Raw genomic sequence first — 12110 nt, forward strand, 5'->3', positions numbered from 1 at the left:
TCGTGTTGTGCTTGCCTAGACTGCCATGAAACACCGCCGTTGTACTCACGCTATTGGTCCGTCAGGACAGCTCGGGCAAAGATTTTTGTGCATGGGACGGGCCGACAGTGATGAACACTTCCTGCGCAGGACTCAGCCATACGCGGGCGGCTTCGCGAATGTCCTTGGGGGTCAGCGCTGCCAGGCTTTGGATGTAGGTTGCAAAATGATCTGCTGGTTGCCCAAGGTGGCTTGACGTTGCCAGACTCTCGGCCAGCTCTGCGTTGCTCACCATGGTGCGATGCAACCTGCCTGCTATCTGGTTGCACGCCATGTCGCACTCCGCCTGGCTTGGGCCATGCTCGCGCAGGCAAGCCAGCATTCCTGAAACCAGCTCACGCGAGGCATCGCGGTATTCGGGTGCGATGTCCCATTCAATCTGCAGCAGGCTCGCCGCATCAAAGGGTTTGAGCGACGAGCGGATGGTGTAGGTCAAGGTACGACGGCTTCGTAGCTCTTGTGTCAGACGCGACTCGAAACCGCTGCCGAGGATTTCGTCAAGCATGGTCAAAGCTGCATACCCTGGCTTGTCGGGTGATATGGGCAGCAGCAGAGTCAGCGTGGCCCGTGTGGTACTTGCGGTGTGTTCTTGATGCCGGGTGAGGGCCTCTGGCAACGGCGCCGGTGGCGGGGGCTGTCCTGCCCAGTGTTGCGGTAGCGCCTGAAGGAGTTCCGTGATGAGTGTCTGCGCCTCGTCGCGCGACAGGTCGCCCACCAGGCCGATATCGAGGTTGTTGGCAGAGTAGGCACGTCGGTGGAAGTCGCGCAGCTGCTGCTCGTCGATCTGGTTGAGGCTCTCAGGCGTGCCAGCCCAATGTGTGGCGTAGGGGTGGCCATCGAACACATGGCTCATTGTCGCGTGGGACATCCCAAAGACCGGGGTCGATGCCATTGCGCCAAGGTAGTTGAGCAGTCGTTCGCGGATACCTGCGACGGCTTCTTCCCGGAAGGCGGGGCGTGCCAGCATTTGCGTGAGCAGTTGCAGGGCGCTTGTACGCAGCGCCGGCAGGCTCAGGCAGCGCAGCGTGATCACAGCCTCATCCTGGTTCATCTGCCTCGCCATGATCGCGCCTAGCCCCTCGATGGCCTGGGCGAATTGGGCGGCATCCAGACCCTCGGTACCCTGGTCGAGGCTGTAAAGGACAAGCGCGGCGAGGCCCGGACGATTGCCATCGAGCGCACTGCCAGCGCGAAAGCGCAGCGCCAGGTCGAATATCGGGCGGTCATGGGATGGCGTGAAGCTGACCTTGGCGCCTTCGTCGGTCTGCCATTGCTGTATCTGGGCCGGCAGGGGCTGGTGCTGCTCCAGGTCAAGGCCTTGCGTGGACTCCAGCCTGGCCATTGCTGCCACGGCGGTATCGGTCATGGGGCCCTTGCAAATCAGTGGCATGCTGCTGGTTGTAAGAGGTTTGTTCATGCCGCTGCTCCTGTTTGCAGGTGAGTGATGGTCAGCCTTTCGCGGCTCAGATAGTCGAACGCTACCTGTCGTAATGTCGCGCTATCGAGGTGGCGGACACTTTCGGCTTCTTGATCGATCAGCGAGGTAGACAGACCAGCGGCCGCCCCTGCACCGATGCGCTCAGCTTGAAGGGTGATGCTGTCGCGGCTGAACAGGCGGCGGGTAAGCATGCGCAGTTTCGCGCGCTCCAGTTCCTGGGGGGAAAGCAGCGTATGGCGCAGGGTATCGATCAAGGCATAGATCGCTTCTACGGCGTGCTCGTGCGTGGATCTTTGACTGTTGATATAGGTTGAGAGGGTCAACAGCGTGTCGCCACGCGCTATTGGCTCATATGACAGGCCGATGCCCTTGAGCAGCCGTTGGTCTCGCACCAGCTCGCTGTAGAGCCTTGCGCTGAACCCCTTGCCAAGCACTTCACAGAGCAGGCCCAGGGCAGGCACTGTGCTTGCGTCGATGGCCGTGGCGTGGCTTGGTACATTGAAGGACATGAACAAACCATCACGCAGGCCTGGCAGTTCCAGCTTCTGGCTTCGTTCCTGCAGGTGCGCGTCATGCCGGGGGACCGGTACTGCGCCAAGCGAAGCCCTGGCGATGCTGGCGAAATAGCGGCTTACGTGCTGGCGAAGCGTGGGAAGATCGACCGCGCCCACCACCACGAGGGTGGCGTTATTGGGCCGGTACCACGTTTGATACCAGGTACGCACCATATCCAAGCGCAAGTTGCTCAGGTCTGACGGGTTGCCAAACGTCGCCGTGGCATACGGGCTGCCACCGTGCGCAAGCGCCATGTGTCGTTCGGCGGCTTGCTGTGCAGGAACGTTTTCAACTTTGAGTCGCCGCTCGTCTTCGATCGCTTTGACTGCCCGTTCCATTTCTGCCTGGCCAAAGGTTGCGCCCGTCATGGCATCCGCCATTATTTCCAGCGCAATCGGCAATCGTGCCGCGGGTAACAGTACGTCGTATGCCGTTGCATCATCGGTGGTAGTGGCATTGGCCTCTCCGCCGAGCCGTGCTATCACCTGGGTGTATCGGCCCGCCTCGAGTTTGCGGCTGCCTTCGAATATCAGGTGTTCCAGCAGGTGCGAGAGGTTGGTATGGCCGGCTGGTTCATGGCTGGTGCCAACGTGGTACCAGAGCTGGATTGCGGCGAGCGGGGTGCTGTGGTCCTCGCGCAGGTAGACACTCAGGCCGTTATCCAGTGTGAAGTGCTGCAACGAGGGCTGGGTGGCATCCGCGATGGACTCGATGCCGGCTGACAGTGTTTTGTCGTCGAGGGTAAACGGGGGAGTCGATGGCATTGCTCAAGTGCTCCTGGTTTAGGTGACCAGGAGCAGCTTCGGTGAGATTGTGCCTTTGCCTGCGTTAAATAGTTAGGGCTCGCAGTCAGGCACGCTGCCACAGCGCGTAATGCACTTGGCCAGTCTTTTTTTCGCGGTGCAGGCGCCAGTTGCCTGGCATTTGCAGGGTAGAGGGTGCCGCTTCGCTCTCGGTGTAGATCCACGCCTGCTCGCGAAGCCACTGGTTCTGCTCAAGCAGGTTGCAGGTGTTGGCCAGCAGGTCCTGATGGAACGGCGGATCGAGAAACACGACGTCGAACTGTTGCTTGGCCGGGGCTTGCAAGTAGCGCTGGGCGTCGGTCTGGAGGATTTGCCCGCGCGGACAGCGCAGGATTTCCAGGTTGTTCTTCAGGTTGTTGATAGCTGCCGCGTTGCTGTCCAGTGCGACGGCATCTGCAGCACCGCGGGACAACGCTTCGAGCACCAGGGCGCCACTGCCGGTAAAGGCATCCAGCACCCGGGCGCCTTCGATGTAGGGCGCCAGCCAGTTGAACAGGGTTTCACGCACCCGATCGGTGGTCGGCCGTAGGCCTTCGCCTTCAGGCACCGCCAGGCGGCGACTGCGCCACTCGCCGGCGATGATGCGCAGGTGGCCCTGACCCTTGCTTTGGCCCTGCTGAGGGCGGGCGGGAGGGGTGGATCTAGGCATTAGTGCTCCGGTACGCCGAGGGGCTGCTCGGCGGGTTTGTCAGTAGGGGCTGGCAGCGGTTTTTGCGGCACGCTCGGGCCGACGGTAACGATCACCAGTTTGTCGGCTGCCAAATGCTTGTTCATGGCTGCCTTGACCTGCTCGACGGTCAGCGCTTGGGACTGCTGCATGAAGTCTTCCAGCCAGGTCAGTGGCAGGTTGTAGAAGCCGATGGCGCCCAATTGGCCGACGATGCTCGCATTGCTGGCGTTCGACAGTGGGAAGCTGCCGGCCAGTTCGCGCTTGGCGTCGTCCAGCTCCTGCTGGGTCGGGCCGCTCTTGAGGTAGTCGGCAAGGATGCCCTGCACCAGCTTGAGGGTGCCCTCGCTGAGTTCGGCACGGGTTTGCAGGTTGATCATGAACGGGCCGCGCACCTGCATCGGGCTGAATACCGAGTATACGCCGTAGGTCAGGCCGCGTTTTTCCCGCACTTCGCTCATCAGGCGGGTACCGAAGGCGCCGCCACCGAGAATCTGGTTGCCCAGCGACAGGGCTGGCCAGTCCGGGTCTTGGCGGTCGATGCCCAGCTCTGCCAGCATCAGGTGGGTCTGCTTTGACGGGAAATCGATGTGGGTAGCGCCAGCCTTGGGCTCGACGGGTTGCGCAGGCTTGGCTAGCGCCGGGCCTTTGGGCAGGGCGGCGGAGACCTGGGCGGCAATCGTCTCGGCCTCTTCACGGCTGAGGTCGCCGACCAGGGCGATTACCGCGTTGCCCGCTGCATAGGCTTTGGCGTGGAATGCGCGCAGCTGTTCCAAGGTGATGCCCGGGATGCTTTCAGCGCTGCCGTCGCTTGGATGGGCGTAAGGGTGTTCGCCATAAAGTTTGCCGAACAACGCTTTGCCGGCGATCTTGCCGGGGTTCTGCTTCTCGTATTCGAAACCGGCCAGCAGCTGGTTCTTGATTCGTTTGAGTGCGTCCTCCGGGAAGGTCGGCTTGCCGGCCACTTCAGCGAACAGCTTCAGGGCCGGTTCGCGCTTGTCCTTCACACTCAGGCTGCGCAGCGAGGCCACGGCCATGTCGCGGTAGGAACCGTTGCCGAAGTCTGCGCCGAGCCCTTCGAAGCCTTCGGCGATGGCGGTCACATCCTTGCCGGCAACGCCTTCGTTGAGCATGGCATTGGTCAGGGTGGCCAGGCCCGGCGTGTTGCCGTCCTGGCTGCTTCCGGCGGCAAAGGTCACGCGCAGGTCGAACATCGGCAGCTCGCGGGCCTCGACGAACAGGACGCGTGCGCCTTCGGCAGTGGTCCAGTTCTGGATGTTCAGCTGGCGCCGGCTGGGGGCCTTGCCGTCCAGCTCGGCCAGCGACTGCAGGGTATTGGCGGGGCGCGCTGCGGTGCTGTCGGCTTCGGCGTGGGCAGGGCGAGCCAGGACGCAGGTCAACGCCACCACCAGTGCGATGATGCCCGTGCCGATCAGGGTGTAGCGTGGTGCGCTGCGATCACTCATGAGCGGACTCCTCAGGCAGTACATGGGCAACGCTCAGGCGTTCGCGGGTGAAATAGGTGCGTGCGGCGGCCTGGATGTCCTCTGGGGTCACACGCTTGAGTTCGTCCAGTTCGCTGTCGATCAGTTTCCAGGACAGGCCGACCGTTTCCAGCTGGCCGATGGTGGTGGCCTGGCTGCTGATGGAGTCACGGTCGTAGACCAGCCCGGCGATCACCTGGGCGCGTACACGTTCCAGTTCCTCGGCACTCGGCGGGGTGGTCTTGAGTTCATCGAGCAATTGCCAGACGCCTTTCTCGACATCGGCGAGGGTCTTCTGCTTCTGCACGTTAGGGGTAGCCGAGATCAGGAACAGGCTGTCGCCGCGGGTGAAGGCGTTGTAGCTGGACGAGGCGCCGGCCACCAGTTCCTGGCCACGCTCCAGGCGCGCCGGCAGGCGGGCGCTGTAGCCGCCGTCGAGCAACGCCGAAATCAGGCGCAGGGCGTGCGCGGTGCGCGGGTCCTTGGCGGTCGCAAGGCCCGGTACGTTGAAGCCGTAGATCAGGCTTGGCAGTTGGGTGCGTACGTGCAGGGTCAGCTGGCGCCGGCCTGGCTCGGCCAGCTCCAGCGGCAGCTTGGCCGCCGGAACAGCGCGCTTGGGGATACTGCCGAAGTACTTCTGCGCCAGGCCTTTGACCTCGGCGGCGGTAATATCGCCGACCACCACCAGGGTGGCGTTGTTCGGCGCGTACCAGGACTCGTACCAGTGGCGCAGCTCCTCGACCTTCATGCGTTCGAGGTCGGCCATCCAGCCGATGGTCGGGGTGTGGTAGCCGCTGGCCGGGTAGGCCATGGCGCGGAACAGCTCGAAAGCCTTGGCGCTTGGCTGATCGTCAGTGCGCAGGCGGCGCTCTTCCTTGATCACCTCGATTTCGCGGCTGAACTCATCGGCCGGCAGGCGCAGGCTGGCCAGCCGGTCGGCCTCCAGCTCCAAAGCCACCGGCAAGCGGTCGCGGGCCAGAACCTGGTAGTAGGCGGTGTAATCGTCGCTGGTAAAGGCGTTCTCTTCCGCGCCCAGGTCGCGCAGGATGCGTGAAGCTTCGCCGGGGCCGACCTTGGCGCTGCCCTTGAACATCATGTGTTCCAGAGCGTGGGACAACCCGGTCTGGCCGGGAGTCTCATAGCTGGAGCCGACCTTGTACCAGATCTGCGAAACCACTACTGGTGCGCGGTGGTCCTCGCGCACGACCACTTTCAGGCCGTTGTCGAGGATGAATTCGTGGGTGGGTTGCGCATCGGCGGCAAAGGCTGCGAGCGGCAGGCAGAGCGTGCTGAGCAACAGGCCAGCGGCGCGGCGGGCTAGAGCATTCATAAGGTGTTTAACCTGTTCGGCGGCCCGCAGGGTTTAGCGTCGGCGGGCCAGGAGGTGCTAGGATACTGATCCGGTTGCCTGGCGACCATGCCTGTCGCCGTTCTGGCCTGCAGGTCCATTAAGACAAAACATTGCGCATGAACCAGCTGGCTTCAAAAGAGTCTGTTCTGCGTTTAGAGAATTCCAGATGAGCCGCTGCTGGCCCATCGCTACCCTGAGATAGCCGTCTTCCATGTTTGGTTCCAACGACGACAAAAAAGCGCCGGCCGAGGCTGGCGAGAAAAAAGGCCTGTTCAGCTGGTTTCGCAAGAAGCCGCAGCAACCTGTCGCCGAACAGCCACAAGCCCCTGATGCTCAGGCAGTAGAGCCGGTATCGCCGCAGCCTGCCGCCGAGCAGCCTGAAGCGGCTGCGGCCGAGCCGGTGGTTGCCGAAGCGCCCCCGTCTGCCGCTGAGCCGGTGCTGGCCCCCCAGCCTGCGCCTGTCGTTGAGCCTGCTCCGGCCCCGGAGGTCGAACCGGCCCCTGAGCCTGCTCCGGCTCCTGAGGTTGCACCGGTTCCTGAGCCTGCTCCAGCCCCTGAGCCAGTGCCGGTTCCCGAGCCTGCCCCTGCCCCTGTGAGCGCGGAGTTGCCTGCGAGTGCTGAGCCCGCTGCTGCGCAGCTCGAAAGCCCTGCTCCAGTCGCAGCAGCCCCCGAAGCTCCGGTCAGCAACCTGGTCTTGCCCGTTGCCGAAGAGCCGGTCGCCCTGGTTCCAGACCTTGAGCCAAAAGCCCCGCCAGCGATTCCCGAGCGCCCGGCCCCCGAACAGGCCGTCGCCGCCGCTACCCCAGCCGTTGCCGAACCTGCCAAGCCCGGCTTCTTCGCTCGCCTCAAGCAGGGCCTGTCGAAGACCAGCGCCAGCATCGGCGAAGGCATGGCCAGCCTGTTCCTGGGCAAGAAGGTCATTGATGACGACCTGCTAGACGAGATCGAAACACGCTTGCTGACCGCCGACGTTGGCGTGGAGGCGACCTCGACCATCGTTCAGAACCTGACCCAGAAGGTCGCGCGCAAACAGCTGGCCGATGCCGATGCCCTGTACAAGTCGCTGCAGGAAGAACTGGCCGCGCTGCTGCGCCCGGTCGAGCAACCGCTGAAGATCCAGGCGCAGAACAAGCCCTATGTGATCCTCGTGGTAGGCGTCAACGGCGCCGGCAAGACCACCACTATCGGCAAGCTGGCCAAGAAGCTGCAGCTCGAGGGCAAGAAAGTCATGCTGGCTGCGGGTGATACCTTCCGTGCCGCCGCAGTCGAGCAGTTGCAGGTCTGGGGCGAGCGCAACCAGATCCCGGTGATCGCCCAGCACACCGGTGCCGACTCCGCGTCGGTGATCTTCGATGCCGTGCAGGCCGCCAAGGCCCGTGGCGTCGATGTGCTGATCGCCGATACCGCCGGCCGTCTGCACACCAAAGACAACCTGATGGAAGAGCTGAAAAAGGTTCGCCGGGTCATCGGCAAGCTTGACGCCGAGGCGCCGCATGAGGTGCTGCTGGTGCTCGATGCCGGTACTGGCCAGAACGCCATCAGCCAGGCCAAGTACTTCAATCAGAGCGTCGAGCTGACCGGCCTGGCCCTGACCAAGCTGGATGGCACCGCCAAGGGTGGGGTGATCTTCGCCCTTGCCAAGCAGTTCAACATCCCGATCCGCTTCATCGGCGTGGGTGAAGGCATCGACGACCTGCGCACCTTCGAAGCCGAGCCGTTCGTCAAGGCTCTGTTTGCCGAGCGAGAGCACCCATGATCCGATTCGAACAGGTTGCCAAGCGCTATCCCAACGGCCATGTTGGCTTGCATGAGCTGAGTTTCCGGGCGCGCCGGGGCGAATTCCTGTTCGTCACCGGCCATTCCGGCGCCGGTAAGAGCACCTTGCTGCGTCTGCTGCTGGCCATGGAGCGCCCCACTAGCGGCAAGTTGATGCTGGCAGGGCAGGACCTGGGCCAGATCAGCAATGCGCAGATCCCGTTCCTGCGTCGGCAGATCGGGGTGGTGTTCCAGAACCACCAGTTGCTGTTCGACCGCACCGTTTTCAACAACATCGCCCTGCCGCTGCAGATTCTCGGCCTGTCCAAGGCTGAGATCACCAAACGCGTGGATTCGGCGCTGGAGCGTGTGTCGCTGGTCGACAAGGGTGAGCTGTTCCCGGCCGACCTGTCCACCGGCCAGCAGCAGCGGGTCGGTATCGCTCGCGCGATCGTCCATCAGCCCGCCTTGCTGCTGGCCGACGAACCCACCGGTAACCTCGATCCGCGCCTTGCCGCAGAGATCATGGGGGTGTTCGAGGACATCAATCGGCTGGGTACCACGGTGTTGATCGCCAGCCATGACCTGGCACTGATTGCGCGCATGCGCCACCGCATGCTGACCTTGCAGCGCGGCCGTCTGATCGGCGATGGGGAGGCCGGGCAATGAGCACTACACGTACACCCAAGGTTTCCGAGCGGGTGGCGCCCAAGGCCGCCGACGCGGATACCAGGAAAAAGCGCGGCGAGCATGATGATGACGGCCCGGACTTCCGCACGCTGTTGCATGCCTGGCTGGACAGCCATCGTGCCAGCCTGGCCGACAGCCTGCGTCGCCTGGGTAAGCAGCCGATCGGCAGCTTCTTCACCTGCCTGGTGATGGCCGTGGCGCTGAGCATGCCCATGGGCCTGTCGCTGCTGTTGAAGAACGTCGAGAAACTGGGGGGCTCCTGGCAGCGCGCCGCGCAGGTTTCCCTGTACCTGAAGCTCGATGCGGGCAGCAAGGAGGGGGAGGCCCTTCGCGAAGAGATCAAAGGCATGCCTGGAGTGGCCGATGCCTTGTACATCAGCCCAGGGCAGGCGCTGGAAGAGTTCCAGCAGCAGTCCGGGTTGGGCGAAGCCCTGCGAGAGTTGCCCGACAACCCGCTGCCTGGCGTCGTGGTGGTGACCCCGACCGAAGTCGATAAGCCGGCCCTGGAAGCGTTGCGTCAGCGTCTGGCCGAGCTGCCGCGGGTGGAAAACGCACAACTCGACCTGGTGTGGGTGGAGCGCCTGGCGGCGATCCTCAAACTGGGCGACCGGTTCGTCTTCGGCCTGGCGGTGATGCTTATTTCTGCCTTGTTGTTAGTAATCGGTAACACAATTCGTCTACATATTGAAAACCGCCGCACCGAGATCGAAGTCATCAAGCTGGTAGGCGGCACCGACAGCTACGTACGTCGGCCTTTCCTGTACATGGGCGCGTTGTACGGCCTGGGTGCCGGCCTGCTGGCCTGGGGTATCCTCGCGTTCGGCCTCAACTGGCTGAACGAGGCCGTTGTAGGGCTGTCCGGGCTCTACGGCAGCGACTTCTCCCTGGGCGGGGTGCCAGCATCCGATGGTCTGTCGCTCTTGATCGGGGCGGTACTGTTGGGGTATATCGGTGCATGGATTGCGGTCGCTCGCCATTTGAACGAGCTGGCCCCGCGATAGTTTTTCTGAGCCAGCATTGACAATTTTTCATTTTTGGAACTTGCACCTTGGTTCCAGGTCTATGTTGGCAGTGCTCACAAGGCACGAGTCTGGTAAGTCGGAGGTTCTTGAATGACCACATCGTTGCAACCTGCCTATGCCCTGGTTCCCGGTGCAAACCTGGAAGCCTATGTGCACACGGTCAACAGCATCCCGCTGCTGACTGTCGAGCAGGAGCGTGATCTGGCCGAGCGTCTCTATTATGAGCAGGATCTTGAGGCCGCTCGGCAAATGGTGATGGCCCACCTGCGCTTCGTCGTACATATCGCCCGTAGCTATGCTGGCTACGGATTGGCCCAGGCCGACCTCATTCAGGAAGGCAACGTCGGCTTGATGAAGGCGGTCAAGCGCTTCAACCCCGAAATGGGTGTGCGCCTGGTGTCGTTCGCTGTGCACTGGATCAAGGCTGAAATCCACGAATTCATCCTGCGCAACTGGCGCATCGTCAAGGTGGCTACCACCAAGGCCCAGCGCAAGCTGTTCTTCAACCTGCGCAGCCAGAAGAAGCGTCTGGCCTGGTTGAATAACGATGAAGTCCACCGCGTGGCTGAAAGTCTCGGTGTCGAACCGCGAGAAGTGCGTGAGATGGAAAGCCGTCTGAGTGGCCAGGACATGGCCTTCGACCCTGCAGCGGAAGCGGACGACGACAGCGCCTTCCAGTCGCCTGCACATTACTTGGAAGACCATCGCTACGACCCGGCTGTGCAGCTTGAAGACGCTGACTGGAGCGACAACTCCACCAGCAATCTGCATGAAGCCTTGCAGGGCCTGGACGAGCGTAGCCGCGACATTCTCTACCAGCGCTGGTTGGCTGAAGAAAAAGCCACGTTGCATGAGCTGGCCGACAAGTACAGCGTTTCGGCTGAGCGTATTCGTCAGCTGGAAAAGAATGCGATGAACAAGGTAAAAGCGTTGATTGCAGCCTGATTGGCGCCTGATGCACTAAAAAGCCGCTGACCTATGACAGGGTGAGCGGCTTTTTTTGTTTGCGCAGTCTTTACCGGCCTCGGGAAGGGGCAGCTAAAGTCAGCGTGTTCATTCAGGGCCTGCGCGAAGCATCCAGTTGCATCAGATAGCTTGGCCCACCCAGCTGGCTCATCTGCCTGCGAATCCAGCCTGCCCGGCTCGCCACGTAGGCACTAGGCCGGCTGGCGCTCCACTTGATGGGGCTTGGCAGCACTGCAGCCAATTGAGCAGCCTGCTGGCGGCTCAGCCGGCTGGCATCGATACCAAAGTGGTAACGCGCCGCAGCTTGGGCACCAAACACCCCTTTGCCCCATTCGGCACTGTTCAAGTAGACCTCAAGGATCCGCTCTTTCGACCAGAACAGCTCAATCAGCGCCGTGAACCAGGCCTCCAGCCCCTTGCGCAACCAACTTCGGCCCGACCACAGGAACAGGTTCTTGGCCACCTGCTGGGTCAATGTGCTGGCACCACGGATGTTGCCGCCGCGCTCGTTATAGGCCAGCGCCGCCTGGATGGCGGGGATGTCGAACCCCCAGTGGTTAGCGAACTTCTGATCCTCACCGGCGATGACCGCGACCTTGAGGTCATCGGAGATACTCTCCCACGGCTGCCAGTCGCGCTGCAGGTCGATCGGCTCGCCACTGACCCACGACTGCACCTTGCGCTCGACCATCAATGCCGTGCCGGGAGGCGGCACCCAGCGGAACACCAGCACCAGCACGATACTGCCGGCAGCGAACCAGAACAGGGCGCGGGCGAGGCGACGGAGTAGGGATGACAGCATGGCGATGGCTTGGCCGGACCGGTGGAACGGGCCATTATACAGACCCGATCCCAGGAGTCGTCCCATGCTTCGCACCTTCCTCATGCTCGCCGCCTTTTTCGGCTTTACCGGTGTCGGCCTGGGCGCATTCGCCGCCCATGGGCTGAAAAACCGCCTGAGCGCTGATTACCTGGCCATCTTTCAAACCGGGGTGACTTATCAACTGGTGCATGCCTTGGCAATCTTCGGTGTCGCGCTGCTCGCGGCGCACTTGCCTGGGCGCCTGGTTGGCTGGGCCGGTGGTCTGTTCGCCCTGGGCATCGTGCTGTTCTCCGGTAGCCTGTACCTACTGACCCTGAGCGGGCTGGGCAAGCTTGGCATCATCACCCCTATCGGCGGCTTGTGCTTCCTGGCCGGCTGGGTCTGCCTGGGTATGGCGGCATGGCGTTTGGGCTGACCAAGCGGTCCACAATCACGACTAATGGCGTGCACCGCCCTTGGGTTAACGCGTTGATCGGCGCTAGAATGCTGGCCCCCAACGCACAATGGTGGCCGTGCG

General features: G+C 62.7%; 11 protein-coding genes. 5 read left to right on the plus strand and 6 right to left on the minus strand.

Features of this window, described 5'->3' with window-relative positions; translation table 11 throughout:
• Window positions 1-61: 61 nt before the first annotated feature.
• The 5 genes from JET17_RS01750 to JET17_RS01770 form a co-directional block, all read right to left on the minus strand.
• On the minus strand, window positions 62-1456 hold the full coding sequence (locus JET17_RS01750; RefSeq protein WP_012312294.1) for a M16 family metallopeptidase: 1395 nt from the start codon (window positions 1454-1456) through the stop codon (window positions 62-64).
• Window positions 1453-2796, minus strand: coding sequence for a M16 family metallopeptidase (locus tag JET17_RS01755; RefSeq protein WP_012312295.1), 1344 nt, complete (start codon window positions 2794-2796; stop codon window positions 1453-1455). Before JET17_RS01755 ends, JET17_RS01750 begins: the two co-directional genes overlap by 4 nt.
• Window positions 2797-2881: 85 nt before the next feature.
• Window positions 2882-3484 (minus strand): 16S rRNA (guanine(966)-N(2))-methyltransferase RsmD, encoded by a 603-nt coding sequence (rsmD, locus tag JET17_RS01760; protein ID WP_012312296.1) that lies wholly within the window; start codon window positions 3482-3484, stop codon window positions 2882-2884.
• A complete protein-coding gene (locus JET17_RS01765) occupies window positions 3484-4968 on the minus strand; it encodes a M16 family metallopeptidase (RefSeq protein WP_012312297.1) in 1485 nt (494 codons plus the stop codon). Before JET17_RS01765 ends, rsmD begins: the two co-directional genes overlap by 1 nt.
• Complete coding sequence (locus JET17_RS01770; protein WP_012312298.1) at window positions 4961-6316, minus strand: M16 family metallopeptidase; 1356 nt, start codon at window positions 6314-6316, stop codon at window positions 4961-4963. Before JET17_RS01770 ends, JET17_RS01765 begins: the two co-directional genes overlap by 8 nt.
• Window positions 6317-6548: 232 nt before the next feature.
• Here JET17_RS01770 and ftsY point away from each other — a divergent pair, with 232 nt between their 5' ends.
• From ftsY to rpoH, 4 genes are all read left to right on the plus strand, one after another.
• Window positions 6549-8093: a signal recognition particle-docking protein FtsY gene (ftsY, locus tag JET17_RS01775; protein ID WP_012312299.1), complete on the plus strand. Its 1545-nt coding sequence runs from the start codon at window positions 6549-6551 to the stop codon at window positions 8091-8093.
• Entirely contained in the window at window positions 8090-8761 is a 672-nt protein-coding gene (gene ftsE / locus JET17_RS01780) for a cell division ATP-binding protein FtsE (RefSeq protein ID WP_012312300.1), read from the plus strand. The genes ftsY and ftsE overlap by 4 nt, the downstream gene beginning before the upstream one ends.
• Window positions 8758-9783: a permease-like cell division protein FtsX gene (ftsX, locus tag JET17_RS01785; RefSeq protein WP_012312301.1), complete on the plus strand. Its 1026-nt coding sequence runs from the start codon at window positions 8758-8760 to the stop codon at window positions 9781-9783. Before ftsE ends, ftsX begins: the two co-directional genes overlap by 4 nt.
• A gap of 111 nt (window positions 9784-9894) precedes the next feature.
• The gene (rpoH, locus tag JET17_RS01790; protein WP_012312302.1) at window positions 9895-10749 is read left to right on the plus strand and encodes an RNA polymerase sigma factor RpoH; all 855 of its coding nucleotides are present in this window, start codon (window positions 9895-9897) and stop codon (window positions 10747-10749) included.
• Between the two features lie 112 nt (window positions 10750-10861).
• Here the strand turns inward: rpoH and mtgA are convergent, their stop codons facing one another.
• Complete coding sequence (gene mtgA, locus JET17_RS01795) at window positions 10862-11572, minus strand: monofunctional biosynthetic peptidoglycan transglycosylase (protein WP_012312303.1); 711 nt, start codon at window positions 11570-11572, stop codon at window positions 10862-10864.
• A 64-nt stretch (window positions 11573-11636) separates the two neighbouring features.
• On the opposite strand from mtgA, the gene JET17_RS01800 reads away from it, so the two are divergent.
• A complete protein-coding gene (locus tag JET17_RS01800; protein ID WP_012312304.1) occupies window positions 11637-12008 on the plus strand; it encodes a DUF423 domain-containing protein in 372 nt (123 codons plus the stop codon).
• The last annotated feature ends 102 nt before the right edge of the window (window positions 12009-12110 follow it).

The organism is Pseudomonas putida, assembly GCF_016406145.1.
Classification (GTDB): Bacteria; Pseudomonadota; Gammaproteobacteria; order Pseudomonadales; family Pseudomonadaceae; genus Aquipseudomonas; species Aquipseudomonas putida_E.

What these genes read in the sequence shown, in the direction of transcription:
- JET17_RS01750 (WP_012312294.1), bottom strand. Translation starts at nt 1,456, where the DNA reads ATGAACAAACCTCTTACAACCAGCAGCATGCCACTGATTTGCAAGGGC.
- JET17_RS01755 (WP_012312295.1), bottom strand. Translation starts at nt 2,796, where the DNA reads ATGCCATCGACTCCCCCGTTTACCCTCGACGACAAAACACTGTCAGCC.
- rsmD (WP_012312296.1), bottom strand. Translation starts at nt 3,484, where the DNA reads ATGCCTAGATCCACCCCTCCCGCCCGCCCTCAGCAGGGCCAAAGCAAG.
- JET17_RS01765 (WP_012312297.1), bottom strand. Translation starts at nt 4,968, where the DNA reads ATGAGTGATCGCAGCGCACCACGCTACACCCTGATCGGCACGGGCATC.
- JET17_RS01770 (WP_012312298.1), bottom strand. Translation starts at nt 6,316, where the DNA reads ATGAATGCTCTAGCCCGCCGCGCCGCTGGCCTGTTGCTCAGCACGCTC.
- ftsY (WP_012312299.1), top strand. Translation starts at nt 6,549, where the DNA reads ATGTTTGGTTCCAACGACGACAAAAAAGCGCCGGCCGAGGCTGGCGAG.
- ftsE (WP_012312300.1), top strand. Translation starts at nt 8,090, where the DNA reads ATGATCCGATTCGAACAGGTTGCCAAGCGCTATCCCAACGGCCATGTT.
- ftsX (WP_012312301.1), top strand. Translation starts at nt 8,758, where the DNA reads ATGAGCACTACACGTACACCCAAGGTTTCCGAGCGGGTGGCGCCCAAG.
- rpoH (WP_012312302.1), top strand. Translation starts at nt 9,895, where the DNA reads ATGACCACATCGTTGCAACCTGCCTATGCCCTGGTTCCCGGTGCAAAC.
- mtgA (WP_012312303.1), bottom strand. Translation starts at nt 11,572, where the DNA reads ATGCTGTCATCCCTACTCCGTCGCCTCGCCCGCGCCCTGTTCTGGTTC.
- JET17_RS01800 (WP_012312304.1), top strand. Translation starts at nt 11,637, where the DNA reads ATGCTTCGCACCTTCCTCATGCTCGCCGCCTTTTTCGGCTTTACCGGT.